Origin of the sequence: Paraburkholderia sp. RL18-101-BIB-B (assembly GCF_046026985.1) — a bacterium.
In the GTDB taxonomy this organism is placed as follows: domain Bacteria; phylum Pseudomonadota; class Gammaproteobacteria; order Burkholderiales; family Burkholderiaceae; genus Paraburkholderia.
This window is the reverse complement of the sequence record NZ_JARESV010000017.1, coordinates 123,505-142,209: the sequence shown is the minus strand read 5'-3', so window position 1 is coordinate 142,209 and position 18,705 is coordinate 123,505. Positions and strand designations below refer to the sequence as shown.

At 59.5% G+C, this 18,705-nt stretch carries 28 protein-coding genes; 26 read left to right on the top strand and 2 right to left on the bottom strand.

Features of this window, described 5'->3' with window-relative positions:
• The first annotated feature begins 7 nt into the window (after nucleotides 1-7).
• From rpsC to dsbD, 24 genes are all read left to right on the top strand, one after another.
• On the top strand, nucleotides 8-814 hold the full coding sequence (rpsC, locus tag P0D73_RS23965) for a 30S ribosomal protein S3 (RefSeq protein ID WP_011490053.1): 807 nt from the start codon (nucleotides 8-10) through the stop codon (nucleotides 812-814).
• Nucleotides 815-816: 2 nt separating this feature from the next.
• Nucleotides 817-1,233, top strand: a complete 417-nt coding sequence (gene rplP / locus P0D73_RS23960) for a 50S ribosomal protein L16 (RefSeq protein ID WP_007180131.1) — start codon at nucleotides 817-819, stop codon at nucleotides 1,231-1,233.
• Nucleotides 1,234-1,243: 10 nt separating this feature from the next.
• On the top strand, nucleotides 1,244-1,438 hold the full coding sequence (gene rpmC, locus P0D73_RS23955; RefSeq protein WP_007180130.1) for a 50S ribosomal protein L29: 195 nt from the start codon (nucleotides 1,244-1,246) through the stop codon (nucleotides 1,436-1,438).
• On the top strand, nucleotides 1,435-1,707 hold the full coding sequence (gene rpsQ / locus P0D73_RS23950; RefSeq protein WP_007180129.1) for a 30S ribosomal protein S17: 273 nt from the start codon (nucleotides 1,435-1,437) through the stop codon (nucleotides 1,705-1,707). Before rpmC ends, rpsQ begins: the two co-directional genes overlap by 4 nt.
• Before the next feature lie 290 nt (nucleotides 1,708-1,997).
• Nucleotides 1,998-2,366 carry a 50S ribosomal protein L14 gene (gene rplN, locus P0D73_RS23945; protein ID WP_006052212.1) on the top strand — a complete coding sequence of 123 codons (369 nt, stop codon included), beginning with the start codon at nucleotides 1,998-2,000 and terminating at the stop codon, nucleotides 2,364-2,366.
• A gap of 9 nt (nucleotides 2,367-2,375) precedes the next feature.
• Nucleotides 2,376-2,684 (top strand): 50S ribosomal protein L24, encoded by a 309-nt coding sequence (rplX, locus tag P0D73_RS23940; RefSeq protein ID WP_408433042.1) that lies wholly within the window; start codon nucleotides 2,376-2,378, stop codon nucleotides 2,682-2,684.
• A gap of 17 nt (nucleotides 2,685-2,701) precedes the next feature.
• A complete protein-coding gene (gene rplE, locus P0D73_RS23935) occupies nucleotides 2,702-3,241 on the top strand; it encodes a 50S ribosomal protein L5 (protein ID WP_006052214.1) in 540 nt (179 codons plus the stop codon).
• A gap of 7 nt (nucleotides 3,242-3,248) precedes the next feature.
• Nucleotides 3,249-3,554 (top strand): 30S ribosomal protein S14, encoded by a 306-nt coding sequence (gene rpsN / locus P0D73_RS23930; protein ID WP_006052215.1) that lies wholly within the window; start codon nucleotides 3,249-3,251, stop codon nucleotides 3,552-3,554.
• A gap of 14 nt (nucleotides 3,555-3,568) precedes the next feature.
• Nucleotides 3,569-3,964 (top strand): 30S ribosomal protein S8, encoded by a 396-nt coding sequence (gene rpsH, locus P0D73_RS23925; protein WP_006052216.1) that lies wholly within the window; start codon nucleotides 3,569-3,571, stop codon nucleotides 3,962-3,964.
• A gap of 18 nt (nucleotides 3,965-3,982) precedes the next feature.
• On the top strand, nucleotides 3,983-4,513 hold the full coding sequence (rplF, locus tag P0D73_RS23920) for a 50S ribosomal protein L6 (RefSeq protein ID WP_132376698.1): 531 nt from the start codon (nucleotides 3,983-3,985) through the stop codon (nucleotides 4,511-4,513).
• A gap of 12 nt (nucleotides 4,514-4,525) precedes the next feature.
• The gene (rplR, locus tag P0D73_RS23915; RefSeq protein ID WP_006052218.1) at nucleotides 4,526-4,891 is read left to right on the top strand and encodes a 50S ribosomal protein L18; all 366 of its coding nucleotides are present in this window, start codon (nucleotides 4,526-4,528) and stop codon (nucleotides 4,889-4,891) included.
• 14 nt (nucleotides 4,892-4,905) lie between these two features.
• Nucleotides 4,906-5,424 carry a 30S ribosomal protein S5 gene (gene rpsE, locus P0D73_RS23910; RefSeq protein WP_006052219.1) on the top strand — a complete coding sequence of 173 codons (519 nt, stop codon included), beginning with the start codon at nucleotides 4,906-4,908 and terminating at the stop codon, nucleotides 5,422-5,424.
• Nucleotides 5,425-5,434: 10 nt separating this feature from the next.
• On the top strand, nucleotides 5,435-5,617 hold the full coding sequence (gene rpmD, locus P0D73_RS23905; RefSeq protein ID WP_007180126.1) for a 50S ribosomal protein L30: 183 nt from the start codon (nucleotides 5,435-5,437) through the stop codon (nucleotides 5,615-5,617).
• 29 nt (nucleotides 5,618-5,646) lie between these two features.
• A complete protein-coding gene (rplO, locus tag P0D73_RS23900; protein ID WP_011490050.1) occupies nucleotides 5,647-6,081 on the top strand; it encodes a 50S ribosomal protein L15 in 435 nt (144 codons plus the stop codon).
• A gap of 46 nt (nucleotides 6,082-6,127) precedes the next feature.
• Nucleotides 6,128-7,474: a preprotein translocase subunit SecY gene (secY, locus tag P0D73_RS23895; protein ID WP_011490049.1), complete on the top strand. Its 1,347-nt coding sequence runs from the start codon at nucleotides 6,128-6,130 to the stop codon at nucleotides 7,472-7,474.
• A gap of 8 nt (nucleotides 7,475-7,482) precedes the next feature.
• Nucleotides 7,483-7,701: a translation initiation factor IF-1 gene (infA, locus tag P0D73_RS23890; RefSeq protein ID WP_004521905.1), complete on the top strand. Its 219-nt coding sequence runs from the start codon at nucleotides 7,483-7,485 to the stop codon at nucleotides 7,699-7,701.
• A gap of 20 nt (nucleotides 7,702-7,721) precedes the next feature.
• Nucleotides 7,722-7,838 carry a 50S ribosomal protein L36 gene (gene rpmJ, locus P0D73_RS23885; RefSeq protein WP_004199844.1) on the top strand — a complete coding sequence of 39 codons (117 nt, stop codon included), beginning with the start codon at nucleotides 7,722-7,724 and terminating at the stop codon, nucleotides 7,836-7,838.
• 41 nt (nucleotides 7,839-7,879) lie between these two features.
• Entirely contained in the window at nucleotides 7,880-8,245 is a 366-nt protein-coding gene (gene rpsM / locus P0D73_RS23880; RefSeq protein WP_012434566.1) for a 30S ribosomal protein S13, read from the top strand.
• Between the two features lie 28 nt (nucleotides 8,246-8,273).
• Nucleotides 8,274-8,678: a 30S ribosomal protein S11 gene (gene rpsK / locus P0D73_RS23875; protein WP_006052224.1), complete on the top strand. Its 405-nt coding sequence runs from the start codon at nucleotides 8,274-8,276 to the stop codon at nucleotides 8,676-8,678.
• 147 nt (nucleotides 8,679-8,825) lie between these two features.
• Nucleotides 8,826-9,449 (top strand): 30S ribosomal protein S4, encoded by a 624-nt coding sequence (gene rpsD / locus P0D73_RS23870; RefSeq protein WP_106284146.1) that lies wholly within the window; start codon nucleotides 8,826-8,828, stop codon nucleotides 9,447-9,449.
• A 124-nt stretch (nucleotides 9,450-9,573) separates the two neighbouring features.
• Complete coding sequence (locus P0D73_RS23865) at nucleotides 9,574-10,551, top strand: DNA-directed RNA polymerase subunit alpha (RefSeq protein ID WP_028199575.1); 978 nt, start codon at nucleotides 9,574-9,576, stop codon at nucleotides 10,549-10,551.
• Between the two features lie 181 nt (nucleotides 10,552-10,732).
• On the top strand, nucleotides 10,733-11,125 hold the full coding sequence (gene rplQ / locus P0D73_RS23860) for a 50S ribosomal protein L17 (RefSeq protein WP_006052227.1): 393 nt from the start codon (nucleotides 10,733-10,735) through the stop codon (nucleotides 11,123-11,125).
• A 171-nt stretch (nucleotides 11,126-11,296) separates the two neighbouring features.
• Complete coding sequence (gene cutA / locus P0D73_RS23855) at nucleotides 11,297-11,629, top strand: divalent-cation tolerance protein CutA (protein WP_408433040.1); 333 nt, start codon at nucleotides 11,297-11,299, stop codon at nucleotides 11,627-11,629.
• Nucleotides 11,622-13,499, top strand: coding sequence for a protein-disulfide reductase DsbD (dsbD, locus tag P0D73_RS23850; protein ID WP_408433038.1), 1,878 nt, complete (start codon nucleotides 11,622-11,624; stop codon nucleotides 13,497-13,499). The genes cutA and dsbD overlap by 8 nt, the downstream gene beginning before the upstream one ends.
• A 42-nt stretch (nucleotides 13,500-13,541) precedes the next feature.
• Here dsbD and hemB read toward each other — a convergent pair whose 3' ends face one another.
• Both hemB and yihA read right to left on the bottom strand, forming a co-directional pair.
• Nucleotides 13,542-14,540: a porphobilinogen synthase gene (gene hemB, locus P0D73_RS23845; protein ID WP_132376702.1), complete on the bottom strand. Its 999-nt coding sequence runs from the start codon at nucleotides 14,538-14,540 to the stop codon at nucleotides 13,542-13,544.
• Between the two features lie 249 nt (nucleotides 14,541-14,789).
• The gene (gene yihA, locus P0D73_RS23840; RefSeq protein WP_408179039.1) at nucleotides 14,790-15,443 is read right to left on the bottom strand and encodes a ribosome biogenesis GTP-binding protein YihA/YsxC; all 654 of its coding nucleotides are present in this window, start codon (nucleotides 15,441-15,443) and stop codon (nucleotides 14,790-14,792) included.
• Nucleotides 15,444-15,708: 265 nt separating this feature from the next.
• On the opposite strand from yihA, the gene P0D73_RS23835 reads away from it, so the two are divergent.
• Together P0D73_RS23835 and P0D73_RS23830 are read left to right on the top strand one after the other, a co-directional pair.
• Nucleotides 15,709-16,362 carry a c-type cytochrome gene (locus tag P0D73_RS23835; RefSeq protein ID WP_408179040.1) on the top strand — a complete coding sequence of 218 codons (654 nt, stop codon included), beginning with the start codon at nucleotides 15,709-15,711 and terminating at the stop codon, nucleotides 16,360-16,362.
• Between the two features lie 116 nt (nucleotides 16,363-16,478).
• A complete protein-coding gene (locus P0D73_RS23830) occupies nucleotides 16,479-18,701 on the top strand; it encodes a cytochrome c biogenesis protein ResB (RefSeq protein WP_408286911.1) in 2,223 nt (740 codons plus the stop codon).
• The last annotated feature ends 4 nt before the right edge of the window (nucleotides 18,702-18,705 follow it).

Sequence of the window (18,705 nt, the reverse complement as noted above, 5' to 3'; positions counted from 1 at the left end):
TCATACGATGGGACAGAAAATTCATCCGACTGGCTTCCGTTTGGCCGTCAGCCGCAATTGGGCGTCGCGTTGGTACGCGAACAACAACAATTTCGCGGCGATGTTGCAGGAAGACATCGGTGTTCGTGAATACCTGAAGAAGAAGCTGAAGAACGCTTCGGTTGGTCGCGTCGTCATCGAGCGTCCGGCAAAAAACGCGCGCATCACGATTTATAGCTCGCGTCCGGGTGTGGTCATCGGTAAGAAGGGCGAGGATATCGAGCTGCTGAAGTCGGAACTGCAACGCCGCATGGGCGTTCCGGTCCACGTCAACATCGAAGAAATCCGCAAGCCGGAAACCGATGCGCAACTGATCGCGGATTCGATCACGCAACAGCTCGAGCGCCGGATTATGTTCCGCCGCGCGATGAAGCGTGCGATGCAAAACGCAATGCGTCTGGGTGCTCAAGGCATCAAGATCATGAGCGCTGGCCGCCTGAACGGTATCGAAATCGCTCGTACGGAATGGTATCGCGAAGGTCGCGTGCCGCTTCATACGCTGCGTGCTGATATCGACTACGCAACTTCGGAAGCGAAGACGACGTACGGCATCATCGGCGTGAAGGTGTGGGTCTACAAGGGCGATACGCTCGGCCGCAACGACGCACCGGTGGTTGAAGAAGTCGCCGAAGAAAAGCGTCCGCGCCGCAACGCACGTCCGGGTGGCGATCGCCGTCCGCGTCGCGATGGTGAAGGTGGTGGCCCGGCAGGTGCACGCCGTGGCGCTCCTCGTCGTGCTGGCGGTGCCGGCGACGGCGGGAAGACTGGAGAATAACGATGCTGCAACCGAAACGCAGAAAGTATCGCAAAGAGCAGAAGGGTCGTAACACCGGTATCGCTACCCGCGGCAACGCGGTGTCGTTCGGTGAGTTCGGCCTGAAGGCTATCGGTCGTGGTCGCTTGACCGCGCGCCAGATTGAAGCGGCACGTCGTGCAATGACGCGTCACATCAAGCGTGGTGGCCGCATCTGGATCCGCATCTTCCCGGACAAGCCGATCTCGCACAAGCCGGCTGAAGTACGTATGGGTAACGGTAAAGGTAACCCTGAGTACTACGTCGCAGAGATTCAACCGGGCAAGATGCTGTACGAAATGGACGGCGTAACCGAAGAGCTGGCACGCGAAGCGTTCCGTCTGGCTGCAGCTAAGCTGCCGCTCAAGACGACGTTTATCGTGCGTCAGCTCGGCGCCTAAGGAGCAAATGATGAAGGCTTCCGAACTTCACCAGAAAGATCAGGCCGCGCTCAACAAGGAGCTGTCGGACCTGTTGAAGGCGCAATTCGGCCTGCGCATGCAACTCGCGACCCAGCAGCTTACGAACACGAGCCAGTTGAAGAAGGTTCGTCGCGACATCGCACGTGTGCGGACCGTCCTGACTGAGAAGGCGAACCAGAAATGAACGATAGCGTAAAAACCTCGCTCAAGCGGACGCTGGTCGGCAAGGTCGTCAGCAACAAGATGGACAAGACGGTCACCGTGCTGGTTGAGCACCGCGTGAAGCACCCGATCTACGGCAAGTACGTTGTGCGTTCGAAGAAGTACCATGCGCACGACGATGCGAATACGTACAACGAGGGTGACCTCGTTGAAATCCAGGAAACACGTCCGATTTCGAAGACGAAAGCTTGGGTTGTGGCTCGCCTGGTCGAGGCTGCTCGCGTCATCTGACGCCGCAAAGTTGTAGAAGTAATTGAAATCGCAGTAAGTTTCGCTTGCAAGACCGGGATTATTTGTTATAATCTCGGTCTTCCCTCTTTTATGGGAGCCCCGTCGCGGGCGAAGTTGGTGGGGGAAGCGGTTCAGGCGCCAGTCTGTTCCGAAGGATTCACCGGATTGCGATGGCGGGTTTCGTTTGCCGTCGCTGCTGTTCATACCCAAGCAGCCGATTGGCTGACGGGACCAAGACTGACCGGGTACGCCATGGTGGTGTGGCCGGATTAAGTTGGGAAAGATAAACCATGATCCAGACCGAAACTCGGCTTGAAGTGGCCGACAACACGGGTGCGCGTGAAGTCATGTGCATCAAGGTGCTCGGCGGCTCGAAGCGTCGTTATGCCAGCATTGGCGACATCATCAAGGTGACCGTCAAAGAAGCAACGCCGCGCGGGCGCGTGAAGAAAGGCGAAATTTACAACGCCGTGGTGGTTCGCACCGCCAAGGGCGTGCGCCGTCAGGACGGCTCGCTGATCAAGTTCGATGGCAACGCCGCTGTGTTGTTGAATGCCAAGCTCGAACCTATTGGCACCCGTATTTTCGGGCCTGTCACGCGCGAGTTGCGCAGCGAACGATTCATGAAGATCGTTTCGTTGGCACCCGAAGTGCTGTAAGGAGTCGCGATGAACAAGATTCGCAAGGGTGACGAAATTATCGTCATCACCGGCAAAGATAAAGGCAAGCGCGGCGTCGTGCTGTCCGTTGGCGAAGGCAAAGTGATTGTCGAGGGTATCAACCTCGTCAAGAAACACGTCAAGCCGAACCCGATGAAGGGTACGACGGGCGGTGTGGAAGCCAAGACGATGCCGCTGCAAATTTCGAACGTCGCATTGGTCGACGCGAATGGCAAGGCGTCGCGTGTAGGCATCAAGGTCGAAGGAGACAAGAAAGTCCGTTTCCTTAAGACGACCGGTGCCGAGCTGAGCGCCTGACGCTGCGGAGTAAAAAAATGGCTCGTTTGCAAGAGTTTTACAAAGAGAAGGTTGTACCCGGCCTCATCGAGAAGTTCGGTTACAAGTCCGTGATGGAAGTGCCGCGCATCACCAAGATCACCCTGAACATGGGCCTTGGCGAAGCGGTTGCTGACAAGAAGATCATCGAAAACGCCGTCGGCGACCTGACGAAGATCGCAGGCCAGAAGCCGGTGATCACGAAGGCACGCAAGGCAATCGCTGGCTTCAAGATCCGTCAGGGCTATCCGATCGGTGCAATGGTCACGTTGCGTGGTCAGGCAATGTACGAATTTCTGGACCGTTTCGTGACGGTCGCGCTCCCCCGTGTGCGTGACTTCCGTGGCGTGTCGGGTCGTGCGTTCGATGGTCGCGGCAACTACAACATCGGTGTGAAAGAGCAGATCATTTTCCCCGAAATCGACTACGACAAGATCGACGCACTGCGTGGGCTGAACATCAGCATCACGACGACTGCGAAGACCGACGACGAAGCAAAGGCTCTGCTCGCCAGCTTCAAGTTCCCGTTCAGAAACTGAGGTTACCGTGGCTAAACTGGCACTGATCGAACGTGAAAAGAAGCGTGCTCGCCTGGCCGCTAAGTACGCTCCCAAGCGTGCTGAGCTGAAAGCGATTATCGGCGATATGAGCAAGTCGGACGAAGAGCATTACGCAGCACGTCTGGAACTGCAACAACTGCCGCGCAACTCTAACCCGACCCGTAAGCGCAACCGCTGCGCAATTACCGGTCGCCCGCGTGGCACGTTCCGTAAATTCGGGCTGGCGCGTAACAAGATTCGCGAAATCGCGTTCCGCGGCGAGATCCCTGGCCTGACCAAGGCGAGCTGGTAATAGGAGAAACGTAAATGAGCATGAGTGATCCTATCGCCGATATGCTGACTCGCATCCGCAATGCGCAGATGGTTGAGAAAGTCTCGGTGACTATGCCCTCGTCGAAAGTCAAGGTTGCGATTGCGCAGGTCCTGAAGGACGAAGGCTATATCGATGATTTCGCAGTGAAGTCCGAAGGTGCGAAGTCTGAATTGAACATCGTGTTGAAGTACTACGCTGGCCGCCCGGTCATCGAGCGCATTGAACGCGTTTCGAAGCCTGGTCTGCGTGTGTACCGCGGCCGTAACGACATCCCTGTGGTCATGAATGGCCTCGGCGTGGCAATCGTGTCGACGCCGAAGGGCGTGATGACGGACCGCAAGGCGCGCGCAACGGGCGTTGGCGGCGAAGTCATCTGCTACGTCGCTTAAGGCCGAAAGGAGAGAAACATGTCTCGAGTAGGTAAAAGCCCGGTCGCGCTGCAAGGCGCCGAAGTGGCCCTGAGCGACGATCGCATTACCGTCAAGGGCCCGCTGGGTACGATTTCGCAGGCTGCTAACAGCCTCGTGAAGGTGGTGAACGACAACGGCACGCTGAAGTTCGAGCCGGTTGACGAAAGCCGCGAAGCGAATGCGATGTCGGGCACGATGCGCGCACTGGTTGCGAACATGGTGAACGGCGTGACGAAGGGTTTCGAGCGCAAGCTGACGCTGGTTGGCGTTGGTTACCGCGCACAAGCGCAAGGCGACAAGCTGAATCTGTCGCTGGGTTTCTCGCACCCCGTGGTGCACCAGATGCCGGAAGGCGTCAAGGCTGAAACCCCGACGCAAACCGAAATCGTGATCAAGGGGATCAATAAGCAACAAGTTGGCCAGGTCGCTGCAGAAGTGCGCGGCTATCGCCCTCCGGAGCCCTACAAGGGCAAGGGTGTGCGTTACGCCAACGAGGTTGTGATCCTCAAAGAAACGAAGAAGAAGTAAGGGTGCGCAATCATGGATAAGACTCAATCTCGCCTGCGCCGCGCTCGTCAGACGCGTATCAAGATCGCTGAGCTGCAGGTCGCGCGTCTCGCCGTGCATCGCACGAACACGCACATCTATGCGCAAGTGTTCTCGCCGTGCGGCACCAAGGTGCTCGCCAGCGCGTCGACGCTCGAGGCCGAAGTGCGTGCGCAACTGGCTGATCAAACGGGCAAGGGCGGCAACGTCGCCGCTGCTACGCTGATCGGTAAGCGCATCGCAGAAAAGGCTAAGGCTGCCGGCATCGAATCCGTCGCCTTCGACCGTTCGGGTTTCCGTTACCACGGCCGCGTGAAAGCGCTGGCTGATGCGGCGCGCGAAGCCGGACTCAAGTTCTAAGGGAAGAATTCGTCATGGCAAAGATGCAAGCGAAAGTTCAGGCTGACGAACGCGACGACGGCCTTCGTGAAAAAATGATTTCGGTCAACCGCGTGACCAAGGTCGTGAAGGGTGGCCGGATTCTCGGTTTCGCCGCACTGACCGTGGTTGGCGACGGTGATGGCCGCGTCGGTATGGGCAAGGGCAAGGCGAAGGAAGTGCCGGTCGCTGTTCAGAAGGCGATGGAACAGGCTCGCCGCAACATGTTCAAGGTGCCGCTCAAGAACGGTACCCTGCAACACGAAGTGCACGGTAAGCACGGCGCATCGATGGTCCTCCTGGCCCCGGCCAAGGACGGTACCGGTGTGATCGCTGGCGGCCCGATGCGCGCAGTGTTCGACGTGATGGGCGTGCAGAACGTTGTGGCCAAGAGCCACGGTTCGACGAACCCGTACAACCTCGTTCGTGCAACGCTCGACGGTCTGCGCAAGCAGTCCACGCCGGGCGACATCGCGGCGAAGCGCGGCAAGTCCGTCGAAGATATTCTGGGCTAAGGTGGACACCATGTCTGATAAAACTGTCAAGGTCCAGCTCGTCAAGAGCCTGATCGGCACCCGTGAAACGCACCGTGCAACGGTGCGTGGCTTGGGCCTGCGCCGACTCAACTCGGTTAGCGAGTTGCAGGACACGCCGGCTGTGCGCGGCATGATCAACAAGGTTTCGTACCTCGTTAAGGTCATCAGCTAAGCGGCTGACCAGGACTCAAGGAGTTGATAATGGAATTGAATAACCTGAAGCCGGCTGAAGGCGCGAAGCACGCAAAGCGTCGCGTTGGTCGCGGCATCGGCTCCGGCCTCGGCAAAACCGCTGGCCGTGGTCACAAGGGTCAGAAGTCGCGTTCGGGCGGCTTTCACAAGGTTGGCTTCGAAGGCGGTCAAATGCCGCTGCAACGTCGCCTGCCGAAGCGTGGCTTCACCTCGCTGACGAAGGAATTCGTCGGTGAAGTGCGTCTCTCGGATCTGGAAAAGCTGCCGGTCGACGAAATCGATCTGCTGGCTCTGAAGCAAGCCGGCCTGGTCGGCGAGCTGATCAAGAGCGCCAAGATCATCGCGACGGGCGAGCTCAAGCGCAAGGTCGTTGTGAAGGGTCTGGGTGCGACGAAGGGTGCGCGCGCTGCTATTGAAGCAGCCGGCGGCTCTTTTGCCGAGTAACGCGCAAGTTATTTGCCGTCACTAGCATTTGCATCGGAGAAGGTACTTGGCTAACAGCCCGAGTCTCGCAAAACCCGGTCGCAGCGCGGCGAAGTTCGGCGATCTGCGTCGGCGAGCAGTGTTCCTGCTGCTGGCGCTGATCGTCTACCGTATCGGCGCGCATATTCCGGTGCCGGGTATTGACCCGGACCAGCTGGCAAAGTTGTTCCAAAGCCAGTCGGGCGGCATCCTTGGCATGTTCAACATGTTCTCGGGTGGCGCACTTTCGCGGTTCACGATTTTTGCGCTGGGGATCATGCCGTATATTTCGGCGTCGATCATCATGCAGTTGCTGGCGATTGTCTCGCCGCAGCTCGAAGCGCTGAAAAAAGAAGGGCAGGCAGGTCAACGGAAGATTACGCAGTACACGCGTATCTTTACGGTCCTGCTGGCAACGTTCCAGGCCTTCGGCATTGCCGTGGCGCTGGAAAATCAGCCTGGTCTCGTGATCGACCCGGGGATGGTTTTTCGGTTGACGACGGTCGTGACGCTGGTGACCGGCACGATGTTCCTGATGTGGCTAGGTGAGCAGATCACGGAACGCGGGCTTGGCAACGGTATCTCGATCATTATTTTCGGCGGGATTGCAGCGGGTTTCCCGAATGCGATCGGTGGTCTTGTTTCGCTGGTGCAAACCGGTTCGATGAGCCCGATATCCGCGATTATCGTCGTCGCGCTGATTGCTGCTGTGACGTATCTGGTGGTGTTCATCGAACGCGGCCAGCGCAAGATTCTTGTGAACTACGCAAAGCGGCAAGTCGGTAACAAGATTTACGGCGGACAGTCTTCGCATCTGCCGTTGAAGCTGAACATGTCGGGCGTGATTCCGCCGATCTTTGCATCGTCGATCATTCTCTTCCCGGCAACTATCCTGAACTGGTTTAGTTCGGGGTCGCGTACCGGCTGGTTCGCAGACACGTTGCACAACGTGGCCGAAGCCCTCAAGCCCGGCCAACCCGTGTACGTGTTGCTGTACGCGTTGGCGATCGTTTTCTTCTGTTTCTTCTACACCGCACTGGTGTTCAACAGCAGAGAGACGGCCGACAACCTGAAAAAGAGTGGCGCTTTCGTCCCAGGCATCCGCCCGGGCGATCAAACGGCGCGATATATCGACCGCATCCTCACGCGTCTGACGCTGGCCGGTGCGATCTACATCGTGTTTGTTTGTCTGCTGCCCGAGTTTTTGGTGCTGCGCTGGAACGTGCCGTTTTATTTTGGTGGAACGTCGCTGCTGATCATTGTCGTCGTCACAATGGATTTCATGGCGCAGGTGCAGTCGTACGTTATGTCGCAACAGTATGAATCGCTGCTGAAGAAAGCTAATTTCAAAGGCGGCGGCGTCCCGATGCGTTGAAAGGACTTATGGCCAAAGACGATGTTATCCAGATGCAGGGTGAAGTCATCGAAAACCTGCCTAACGCTACCTTCAGGGTGAAGCTGGAAAACGGCCATGTCGTATTGGGACACATATCCGGGAAGATGCGGATGCACTACATCCGAATCTTGCCGGGCGACAAGGTGACGGTTGAATTGACGCCTTACGATCTGTCGCGTGCGCGGATCGTGTTCCGGGCGAAGTGATTTGAAAAAAGGGTAATATCATGAAAGTGATGGCATCGGTTAAGCGCATTTGCCGCAATTGCAAGATCATCAAGCGCAAAGGCGTTGTGCGCGTGATTTGCAGCTCTGATCCGCGCCACAAACAGCGTCAAGGCTGAACGCCGCGCTTTTGCTTGCGCTTTTTGTTTGAGGAAAAACAATGGCTCGTATCGCAGGGGTTAACATCCCGAATCACCAGCACACCGAAATCGGCCTCACGGCTATTTACGGTGTCGGCCGCACGCGCTCGCGCGACATTTGCGTCGCTGCTGGTGTGGCATTTTCGAAGAAGGTCAAAGACCTGAACGACGCAGACCTCGAAAAGCTGCGTGAAGAAGTCGGCAAGTTCATCGTTGAAGGCGATCTGCGCCGTGAAACGACGATGAACATCAAGCGCCTGATGGATCTCGGCTGCTACCGTGGCGTTCGGCATCGTAAGGGCTTGCCCCTGCGCGGCCAACGTACGCGTACGAATGCCCGTACGCGCAAGGGTCCGCGTCGTGCAGCGCAATCGCTGAAGAAGTAAGCGGAACTGACAGTTACAGGAAAACGTAATGGCTAAGGCTTCGAACAACTCCGCGGCGCAACGCGTTCGCAAGAAGGTCAAGAAGAACGTCGCCGAGGGCGTGGTTCACGTTCACGCGTCGTTCAACAACACCATCATCACGATCACCGATCGTCAAGGCAATGCACTTGCTTGGGCAACGTCGGGTGGTCAGGGCTTCAAGGGTTCGCGTAAATCGACCCCGTTTGCAGCCCAGGTGGCAGCCGAATCGGCTGGCCGCGTGGCGATGGAATACGGCGTGAAGAACCTCGAAGTGCGGATCAAGGGCCCCGGTCCTGGCCGTGAGTCGGCGGTGCGCGCGTTGCATGGTCTTGGCATCAAGATCACTGCGATCTCCGACGTGACCCCGGTCCCGCACAACGGCTGCCGTCCGCCGAAGCGTCGTCGTATCTAAGACGCTAGTATTGCTTGCGCCTGTTGCCGCCCTGCGCGGCGGCAGGCTGCTTGCGCTATTGAATTGACTAAGCCCACCGTTCGGCCCAAAGGGCTCGGACTAGCGCGAGTGCACGCATTCGCGTGATTAATCACTGAAGGAATCAACGTGGCACGTTATATCGGCCCTAAGGCCAAGCTGTCCCGCCGTGAAGGCACTGACCTTTTCCTGAAGAGCGCCCGTCGTTCGCTCGCTGACAAGTGCAAGCTTGACAGCAAGCCCGGCCAACACGGCCGCACCTCGGGCGCACGTACGTCCGACTACGGCACGCAGCTGCGCGAAAAGCAAAAAGTGAAGCGCATCTACGGTGTCCTCGAGCGTCAATTCCGTCGTTACTTCGCTGAAGCCGACCGCCTGAAGGGCAACACGGGTGAAAACCTGCTGCAGTTGCTCGAATCGCGTCTGGACAACGTCGTGTATCGCATGGGCTTCGGCTCGACGCGTGCTGAAGCACGTCAGCTCGTGAGCCACAAGGCGATCGTCGTGAACGGCGTGGTGTCGAACATCCCGTCGATGCAAGTGAAGGCAGGCGACGTCGTCGCGGTGCGCGAAACGAAGAAGAAGCAGGCGCGGATTCTCGAAGCGCTGTCGCTGGCTGAGCAAGGCGGTCTGCCGAGCTGGGTCGCTGTCGATTCGAAGAAGTTCGAAGGCACGTTCAAGCAGAAGCCGGAACGCAGCGACATCGCTGGCGATATCAACGAAAGCCTGATCGTCGAATTGTATTCGCGGTAATCGGATTAACGGCCGGGGCACCCTGATTGCGCTGAGCAAGGGGGCGCCTCGGCTGTTTATTTTCAGGTTGTTACCGGTCAGCCTTATCGGTGTAACGAGCCGAGGGTATTGAAAAGGAAAACCTATGCAAACCAGTTTGTTGAAGCCCAAGATCATCGCTGTTGAATCGCTTGGTGAGAGCCATGCGAAAGTGGTCATGGAACCGTTTGAACGCGGTTACGGCCACACCTTGGGTAACGCGCTCCGGCGTGTGCTGCTGTCGTCGATGGTGGGCTACGCGCCGACCGAAGTGACGATCGCAGGCGTCGTACATGAGTATTCGACGCTCGACGGTGTGCAAGAGGATGTGGTCAACCTGTTGTTGAACCTGAAGGGCGTGGTCTTCAAGCTGCATAACCGTGACGAAGTAACGGTTACGCTGCGCAAGGAAGGTGAAGGCGTTGTCACCGCTGGCGACATCGAACTCGCGCACGATTGCGAAGTGATCAACCCGGATCACGTGATTGCGCATCTGTCGAAGGGCGGCAAGCTCGACGTGCAGATCAAGGTCGAGAAGGGCCGCGGCTACGTGCCGGGCAACGTGCGTCGTTACGGCGAAGAGTCGGCCAAGATCATCGGCCGTATCGTGCTGGACGCGTCGTTCTCGCCGGTTCGCCGCGTGAGCTACGCCGTTGAAAGCGCTCGCGTCGAACAGCGTACCGACCTCGACAAGCTCGTGATGAACATCGAAACCAACGGTGTGATTTCGCCGGAAGAAGCGATCCGTCAATCGGCGCGCATTCTGGTCGATCAACTGTCGGTCTTCGCTGCACTGGAAGGCACCGAAGCAACGGCTGAAGCGCCGTCGCGTGCGCCGCAGATCGATCCGATCCTGCTGCGTCCGGTCGATGATCTCGAACTGACGGTTCGTTCCGCGAACTGCCTGAAGGCCGAGAACATTTACTACATCGGCGACCTGATCCAGCGCACGGAAAACGAGCTGCTGAAGACGCCGAATCTGGGTCGCAAGTCGCTGAACGAAATCAAGGAAGTACTGGCGTCGCGTGGTTTGACGCTCGGCATGAAACTCGAAAACTGGCCGCCGGCAGGGTTGGACAAGTAAGTCGACAAGTAATCCCGGGACAGAACCCGCCGCTGCACTGGCAAAGACGCGGATTTTGCTTTAAAATCCGCGTCTTGTCTTTTTTCACTACCGGCCCGTGCACTCGCTACCATTGGGAAACCGCAGGTAGTTCGAGCGCGATAGAAGAGCTGGACCAAAACTCTGAATCGAAGGAATTAACATGCGTCACCGTCATGGTTTGCGGAAACTGAACCGCACGAGCAGCCACCGTCTGGCAATGCTCCGTAATATGTCCAATTCGCTGATCGAGCACGAAGTCATCAAGACCACGCTGCCGAAGGCGAAAGAACTCCGTAAAGTTGTCGAACCGCTGATCACGCTCGGCAAGAAGCCGTCGCTGGCAAATCGTCGTCTGGCGTTCAACCGCCTGCGCGATCGTGACTCGGTCACGAAGCTGTTCGAAGTTCTGGGCCCGCGTTACGCTACCCGTCCGGGCGGCTATCTGCGCGTTCTGAAGTTCGGCTTCCGCGTCGGCGACAACGCTCCGATGGCACTGGTCGAACTGCTCGACCGTCCGGAAGTTGAAGAAGTTGAAGTGCAAGAAGCTGAGTAAGCTTCCTCGCATCTAAAAAAGCCAGGCGCCAAGCCTGGCTTTTTTGTTTATAGCGCCAGAACGCAATGGTTGCGGCCATTTGCCGAGTGGCCGCTGCAGAGCCCTCAGCGGTCGGACAAGGCTAGGTGATACGATATCGGCACCTGAATCGTGCCTTTGCCGGAGCCATCTGTGAGCGTGAATGTGACCTTGATTCTGACAACGGTACCGGATGCGGCCGTGGCTCAGAAGCTTGCCGCAGATGCCTTGGCCGCGCGGCTATGCGCCTGTGCCACGCAGTTAGGCACCGTGCAGTCCAGCTATCACTGGCAGGGCGCGATCGAAACAGCGCGGGAAATCCAGTTGCTGTTCAAGACCAGCGCGGCACGCGCGCTCGAACTCGAGCAGTACATTCAGGCTCACCATCCCTACGACACGCCGGAAATCCTCTCATGGCAAGCGACGGCATCGGCCGCGTACGGCCAGTGGATCACTGCTGAAACCCAACGTCCTCTTCATGTTTAACGGCCTCGATCGGCGCGCGCGCAATGCACTGCGCACCGTATTCTTCCTGCTTGGTTGCCTGATCTTCGCGCAGTTCGGCACGCTCGCCCGCGCGGCGGACGATTTTCTCGATCCTGCGGTCGCGTTCAAATTCAGCGCGTCGGAGAAACCCGGCGAAGTCGACGTAACCTACAAAATCGCGGATGGCTACTACATGTATCGTGAGCGCTTCGCCTTCGCGACGCGCAACGGCACGACCACGATCGGCGAGCCGCAATTGCCGGCTGGCCACGTCAAGTTCGATCAGACCTTTAACAAGAACGTCGAGACGTATCGGAACGAACTGACGATCCGGATTCCCGTTAAACAGGCGGTCGGACCGTTCGACCTGGCGGTGACGTCGCAGGGCTGTGCTGATGCCGGCATCTGCTATCCGCCGATGGAGCGCGTGTATCACGTGAGCGGCGCGGCTCTGCAGTCGGCCGGCAGCGCGGCTGACGCCGGCGCCGAAGTTGCGCAGAAATCCGCTGCCGCGGCCACCTCGTGGTACGACCGCGCCACCAGCGCAGACTACGCGCAGTCGCTGCTGCAAGGCGGTGGTTTCTTCGCGATCGTCGGACTCTATTTCGTCGCCGGCGCCGTGCTCAGTCTGCTCCCGTGTTCGTATCCAATGATTCCGATTCTCTCGGCGATCATCATCGGCGAAGGCGCGCGCGTGACGCGTGCACGTGGATTCGCACTGTCGCTGGCCTATGTGATCGGCATGGCGCTCGTGTACACGGCGCTCGGCATCGCTGCCGCGCTGGTCGGGCAGAGTCTCGGCGCGTGGCTGCAAAACCCTTGGGTGCTTGGCGCTTTTGGCGTCCTGTTGGCCATTTTCGCGCTGACCCTGATTGCAGGTTTCGACGTCGCACTGCCGCAGCGTTGGCAGGACGGCGTCTCGCGTGCATCGACCGGGCGCTCCGGGGGCAAGTTTGCGGCCGTTGCCGTGATGGGCGCGCTGTCTGCGCTGGTGGTCGGCGCCTGCATGACCGCACCGCTCTTTGCGGTGCTGGCGTTCATTGCGCATACAGGCGACGCGGTGCTCGGCGGCGCGGCGCTGTTTTCGATGGGATTGGGATTGGGCGTGCCGCTGCTGATCCTCGGTCTAGGCGCGGGCACACTGCTGCCGCGCGCCGGCGCATGGATGGACAGCGTCAAGGTGTTCTTCGGCGTCGTGCTGCTTGCGGCCGCCCTGTGGATCGTCTGGCCGGTGCTCGGCGCGACTGCGACGATGCTACTGAGCGCGCTCTGGCTGCTGATCGCCGCGGCCTCCCTCGGCTTGTTCTCGGCACCCACAGCGGAGGCTTCCGTGTGGCGCCAGCTCGGTCGAGGCATCGGTGCGGCGTTTGCCATCTGGGCGGCGGTCCTGCTGGTCGGGCTGGCGGCGGGCTCATCCGATCCGCTGCGCCCGCTTGCGGTGTTGGCGGCGCGTGGCGGAGAAGTGGGCGTCGCGAACACTTCGAATAAGCCGGACAGCGAGCCGCAGAGCGATTTGACGTTCGCCCCGGTGCGTTCATCGAATGAACTTGACCAGGCCGTCAAAACGGCTGCGCAGCCCGCCATGCTCGATTTTTACGCGGACTGGTGCGTCAGCTGCAAAGAGATGGAGAAATTCACCTTCAGCGATCCGCGTGTTCAAGCGAAATTGAAGCAGATGAACCTGTTGCGCGCCGACGTGACCGCCAACAATGTCGACGATCAGATGCTGCTCAAGCGCTTCAGTTTGTTCGGGCCACCGGGGATCATCTTTTTCGATCAGAGTGGCAAGGAGGTGCTGCGCGTCGTCGGCTACGAGTCCGCGGATAAATTTTTGCGCAGTCTGGATCGGGTGAACGCGCCGGGTGCGTAACGCAAACCGGCGGTTCGTCACGGCGCCGGGCGGCGCGTCGCCTTACTTCTGCGAGCGCAAAATCCGCGCGGCATCCAACGCGAAATAGGTCAGCACGCCGTCCGCGCCCGCCCGCTTGAACGCCAGCAGCGATTCCATCATCGCCTTGTCGTGATCGAGCCAGCCGTTCTGCGCGGCCGCCTTCAGCATCGCGTACTCGCCACTCACCTGATACACATAGGTCGGGAACTGGAACTCGTCCTTCACGCGACGCACGATATCGAGATACGGCATGCCGGGCTTGACCATCACCATGTCCGCGCCTTCGTTGATGTCCGCTTGCACTTCGCGCAGCGCCTCATTCGAATTGGCCGGATCCATCTGGTAAGTCATCTTGTTGCTCTTGCCGAGGTTCGTCGCGGAACCGACGGCGTCGCGGAACGGGCCGTAAAACGCCGACGCGAACTTGGCCGCATAAGCCATGATCCGCGTATGGATATGGTCTTCGCTCTCGAGCATTTCGCGGATCGCGCCAATGCGGCCGTCCATCATGTCCGAAGGCGCAACGATGTCGACGCCGGCTTCAGCCTGCGCGCGCGCCTGTTCGACCAGAATCTCGACGGTCTCGTCGTTGATCACATAGCCGGTTTCGTCGAGCACGCCGTCCTGACCGTGGCTCGTGTAGGGATCGAGCGCCACGTCGGTGAGCACGCCCAGCCCGGGGAAGTTCTTTTTGAGTTCGCGAACCGCGCGCGGAATCAAACCGGCCGGGTTGGTCGCTTCGCGGCCATCGGGCGTTTTCAGCGACGGCTCGATCGCCGGGAACAGCGACAGCACGGGCACGCCCAGTTCGACGCATTGTTCAGCCACGCCCATCAGCAGGTCGACCGACACGCGCTCGACGCCCGGCATCGACGGCACGGCTTGCCGCACGTTGGTGCCTTCGACGATAAAGACGGGATAAATCAGATCGTTGGTGGTGAGGATGTTTTCCCGCATCAGACGGCGCGAGAAGTCGTCGCGGCGCATGCGGCGCGGACGGTAGTGCGGATAGAAGCTCATAGCGAATCGAAGAAACGTGGATGTGTGGAGTGGACAAGTAACGCCTGCCTCCGCTGCCGGAAACTTTTCGAGACAATGGTATATCATACCGATCGAGCAAGGCGCCTTGCGCTGACCTCCCCGCTTCTCCTCCCTGAGCGGGTGCCTGTCGTTTTTCGATTAGGCTGTTTGACCCGCCGTTAAAGCGGCGGGTTTTTTTATGGGCGGCCGGAATGGCGTTTTTGCCTTGTCCGGCGGTGTTCGCCTCGCTTACTGAGCGGCGTCCGTTTCACCCTTCGCCTCGGGGATCAGCCAGCTTTCGATCAGCTCGTGCGCTTCGTCGATGCCGACGCGTTTGAGCGCCGAGAACAGCTGGGCGGTTAGTTCGCCCTGGTAGCCGGCGGTGCGATACTCAGCCAGACCTTTCTGGGTCGCGCGCAGCGCGTTCACGCTTTCCTGACGCGTCAATTTGTCGCATTTGGTCAAGAGCGTGTGGATCGGCTTGCCGGTCGGCGCGAACCACTCGATCATGCGGCGGTCCAGATCGGTCAGCGGGCGGCGTGAATCCATCATCAGGATCATGCCGCGCAATTGCGAGCGCGATTGCAGGTAGGTGGACAGCAGCGCTTCCCAGTGTGCCTTGGCCGCGCCCGGCACTTCCGCATAGCCGTAACCCGGCAGATCGACCAGGTGCGCGGTCGGCTCGTCCGCCTTGCCCACCGAAAAGTAATTGATATGCTGCGTGCGTCCCGGCGTCTTACTGGCGAAGGCCAATCGCTTCTGATTGCACAGAATATTAATGGCCGTCGACTTGCCTGCGTTCGAGCGTCCCGCAAAGGCGATCTCGGGTTGCGAAGTGGCCGGCAGATCACGCAAGTGATTGACGGTCGTGAAAAAGCGGGATTGGTGGAGCAGGAAGGACATGATCAGGCCAGGATTCGAGACGCCGGGGAACCCGGAGTGGGGACGGGTCAAGCCCGACTGGCGTCTTAGCGATTAGCGAGTTATTGTACAATACGATGGTTTACTGAAAACCTGAGGGGGCCAGCCCACGTGCCTTGGCGGCTCCTGGCGGTCACTCGGTCGCCGTCGTATTTTGCAAAACCTTCAAGAAAAACGCCGGGCCTGGCGCGAAGCGGCAGGTTTGGGGGCGCTCTAAAAATCCCACAAGACGAGACAGGGTGTGCGAATGAATCGACTGAGCAAGACTCTGATGGTGCTTCATGTAGCGGCAGGTCTTTCAGGTTTGGCAATTCAGGCACGAGCAGCAGAACCGGCAAAGCCGGACGTCAATCGGGGGCAGGCAATCGCGGTGCAGGTGTGCGCGTCGTGTCACGGGGCAGACGGCAACAGTGCCGGCGGCGCGTATCCGAAGCTGGCGGGCCAGCACCCTGAGTATCTCGTCAAGCAACTCAAGGACTTCAAGACCCAGCCGGGCGCCAAGCAGCCAGCGCGCAACAATGCGATCATGGCGGGCATGGCGGCGGCACTGTCTGATCAGGATATGGTCAACGTCGCAGCTTATTTCGCGGCGCAGACCCCGAAGCCGGGCTACGCGCACAACAAGGACACCGTGCCGCTCGGCCAGAAGATTTATCGCGGCGGCATTGCCGACAAGGGCGTGCCGGCGTGCGCAAGCTGCCACGGGCCGACCGGGCAAGGGATTCCGTCGCAGTATCCACGGCTGTCGGGGCAGTGGGCGGAATACACGGTGGCGCAGTTGACCGCGTTCACGCAAGGTCCTGGCGCACGTAACAACAACGAGGCGATGCATGCTATTGCAACGCGTCTGTCGGACAGCGAGATCAAGGCTGTAGCCGATTACATCGCGGGCTTGCACTAGGAAGCCCGCAGGCAAGTGCAACCGGCCCGGCGAGGCCGGTAAAAAACAAGAAAAGGGTGAGGGCGTCGTGCCTACGACAGCCCTTCACCCTTTTTTGCTGTTCAGTCGGAGTATGAATGAGCGTCACCACGTCGGGTTTGCAGTCGAAGTCGGGCAATCGCGTCATGCGCAGCGTCGTCGAAGTCTTGAGTTCGATGCGTTTTGCCATTTCGTTGCTCGTGATTCTGTCGATCGCCAGCATCATCGGCACCGTCCTCACGCAGGACGATCCGTATCCCAACTACGTCAATCAGTTCGGCCCGTTCTGGGCGGACATCTTCCGCTCGTTGAGCCTGTACACGGTGTACAGCTCGTGGTGGTTCATGCTGATTCTCGGCTTCCTGATGGTGTCGGTGTCGCTGTGCGTGATCCGCAATGCGCCGAAAATGGTCGCCGACGCGAAGAGCTGGAAGGACAGGGTTCGCGAAGGCAGCCTGCGCGCGTTCCATCACAAGGGCGAATTCGCGGTGCATGCCTCCCGCGCGCAGACCGCGACGTTGCTCGCCAAGCTCTCGGCGAAGCTCGGCTACAAGTTCGTCACGCGAGAGTCCGAAGGCGCGACCTTGATCGCCGCCAAGCGCGGCGCCTTGACCAAGTTCGGCTACATCTCTGCTCACATTGCGATCGTGGTGATCTGTCTCGGCGGCCTGCTGGACAGCAATCTGCCGATCAAGCTGCAAATGTGGCTGTTCGACAAGTCGCCGATCCGCGCCAACACGGTGATCAACGACATCACGCCGGACCATCGCCTGTCACAGTCCAATCCGACGTTCCGCGGCTACGCGTGGGTGCCGGAAGGCCAGCACGTGTCCACGGCGATCCTCAACCAGCCGGACGGCTCGCTGATTCAGGACCTGCCGTTTTCGATCGAACTGAACAAGTTCATCGTCGATTACTACTCGACGGGCATGCCGAAGCTGTTCGCGAGCGACATCGTGGTGGTGGATCACAAGACCGGCGCGCGCGTTCCGGCGCGAGTCGAAGTGAACAAGCCGTTCACCTACGACGGCGTATCGATTTATCAGTCGAGCTTCCAGGACGGCGGCTCGCAGATGCAGATGACGGCCTACCCGATGAGCGGTGCAAGCGCGAAGACCGCACCGTTCGGCGGCACGATCGGCGGCAATGCGCCGTTGGGCACGGCCACGCCGCTCGCCGACGGCCAGACGGTCGAATTCACCGATTTCCGCGCGATCAACGTCGAAAACATCCAGAACGGCAGCGGCCAGACCGACGCCCGCGGCGTCGCGGCGCAGCGCACGTTGAAGGAAGCGTTCGACGAGCGCCTCGGCTCCGGCGCGAAGACCTCGAAGCCGCTCGATCTGCACAACGTCGGCCCATCGGTGCAATACAAGGTGCGCGACAAGGACGGCCAGGCGCGCGAGTACAACAACTACATGCTGCCGGTCGACGTATCCGGCGAAAAGATGTTCCTCGCCGGCATGCGCGTGAATCCGGACGATCCGTTCCGCTACCTGCGCATTCCCGCTGACAACGGCGGCACCGTCAAGGAATGGATGAACCTGCGCGCCACGCTCGAAGATCCGGCCATGCGCGCCTCGGCGGCTCACCGTTTCGCGCTGCGCTCGGTGCCCGGTTCGAACGCGGAATTGCAACAGCATCTCGAAGAAAGCGCGCTGCGGGTGCTGACCCTTTTTGCGGGTGCGGACAACGGCATCAAGATGCCGAACGGCCAGACGGTCGGCGGCTTCCAGGCTATTGCCGGTTTTATCGACCATTCGGTGCCGAAGGGCGAGCAGGAAAAGGCCGCCGGCCTGCTGTTGCGCATGCTGGAAGGCGCGACGTGGGACCTGTATCAACTGTCCCGCCAGCAACTCGGCGAGCCCGAGGCGCCGGCCAATCCGGACGCCAGCCGCTTCATCCAAAGCTCGATCAACGCGATATCCGACAGCTTTTTGTATGGATCGCCGGTCTATTTACAGCTTGACTCATTCAAGCAGGTGCAAGCTTCGGTATTTCAGTTGACGCGCGCGCCGGGCAAAAAAGTCGTGTATCTTGGCAGCCTGCTCCTCGTGTTGGGCATCTTTTCGATGTTCTACATCCGTGAACGGCGCCTCTGGTTCTGGCTTAAAGACACCGAGCACGGCACGAACGTCGTGATGGCGATGTCGAGCGCGCGCAAGACGCTCGACTTCGAGAAAGAGTTCGTCCAGACGCGCGACGCAGTAGGCGCCGCGTTGGGCGCCAAACTCGTTGAAGCACCCGACGCCGCCGGCGCCTCCGATAAATCCGGCAACGCCGGCGCGCCGTCCGCAAGCTCACAAGATTCGACCCGGTAAGATC

Bases quoted from the DNA above. Each gene is read 5' to 3' on its own strand.
- rplF (WP_132376698.1), top strand. From the start codon at position 3,983: ATGTCTCGAGTAGGTAAAAGCCCGGTCGCGCTGCAAGGCGCCGAAGTG.
- rpsM (WP_012434566.1), top strand. From the start codon at position 7,880: ATGGCTCGTATCGCAGGGGTTAACATCCCGAATCACCAGCACACCGAA.
- hemB (WP_132376702.1), bottom strand. From the start codon at position 14,540: ATGAGCTTCTATCCGCACTACCGTCCGCGCCGCATGCGCCGCGACGAC.
- rplP (WP_007180131.1), top strand. From the start codon at position 817: ATGCTGCAACCGAAACGCAGAAAGTATCGCAAAGAGCAGAAGGGTCGT.
- infA (WP_004521905.1), top strand. From the start codon at position 7,483: ATGGCCAAAGACGATGTTATCCAGATGCAGGGTGAAGTCATCGAAAAC.
- dsbD (WP_408433038.1), top strand. From the start codon at position 11,622: ATGTTTAACGGCCTCGATCGGCGCGCGCGCAATGCACTGCGCACCGTA.
- rplX (WP_408433042.1), top strand. From the start codon at position 2,376: ATGAACAAGATTCGCAAGGGTGACGAAATTATCGTCATCACCGGCAAA.
- rpsC (WP_011490053.1), top strand. From the start codon at position 8: ATGGGACAGAAAATTCATCCGACTGGCTTCCGTTTGGCCGTCAGCCGC.
- yihA (WP_408179039.1), bottom strand. From the start codon at position 15,443: ATGTCCTTCCTGCTCCACCAATCCCGCTTTTTCACGACCGTCAATCAC.
- rpmC (WP_007180130.1), top strand. From the start codon at position 1,244: ATGAAGGCTTCCGAACTTCACCAGAAAGATCAGGCCGCGCTCAACAAG.
- rpsK (WP_006052224.1), top strand. From the start codon at position 8,274: ATGGCTAAGGCTTCGAACAACTCCGCGGCGCAACGCGTTCGCAAGAAG.
- rpmD (WP_007180126.1), top strand. From the start codon at position 5,435: ATGTCTGATAAAACTGTCAAGGTCCAGCTCGTCAAGAGCCTGATCGGC.
- rplO (WP_011490050.1), top strand. From the start codon at position 5,647: ATGGAATTGAATAACCTGAAGCCGGCTGAAGGCGCGAAGCACGCAAAG.
- rpsE (WP_006052219.1), top strand. From the start codon at position 4,906: ATGGCAAAGATGCAAGCGAAAGTTCAGGCTGACGAACGCGACGACGGC.
- rplR (WP_006052218.1), top strand. From the start codon at position 4,526: ATGGATAAGACTCAATCTCGCCTGCGCCGCGCTCGTCAGACGCGTATC.
- rplE (WP_006052214.1), top strand. From the start codon at position 2,702: ATGGCTCGTTTGCAAGAGTTTTACAAAGAGAAGGTTGTACCCGGCCTC.
- P0D73_RS23835 (WP_408179040.1), top strand. From the start codon at position 15,709: ATGAATCGACTGAGCAAGACTCTGATGGTGCTTCATGTAGCGGCAGGT.
- P0D73_RS23830 (WP_408286911.1), top strand. From the start codon at position 16,479: ATGAGCGTCACCACGTCGGGTTTGCAGTCGAAGTCGGGCAATCGCGTC.
- P0D73_RS23865 (WP_028199575.1), top strand. From the start codon at position 9,574: ATGCAAACCAGTTTGTTGAAGCCCAAGATCATCGCTGTTGAATCGCTT.
- rpmJ (WP_004199844.1), top strand. From the start codon at position 7,722: ATGAAAGTGATGGCATCGGTTAAGCGCATTTGCCGCAATTGCAAGATC.
- rpsQ (WP_007180129.1), top strand. From the start codon at position 1,435: ATGAACGATAGCGTAAAAACCTCGCTCAAGCGGACGCTGGTCGGCAAG.
- rplN (WP_006052212.1), top strand. From the start codon at position 1,998: ATGATCCAGACCGAAACTCGGCTTGAAGTGGCCGACAACACGGGTGCG.
- rpsH (WP_006052216.1), top strand. From the start codon at position 3,569: ATGAGCATGAGTGATCCTATCGCCGATATGCTGACTCGCATCCGCAAT.
- rplQ (WP_006052227.1), top strand. From the start codon at position 10,733: ATGCGTCACCGTCATGGTTTGCGGAAACTGAACCGCACGAGCAGCCAC.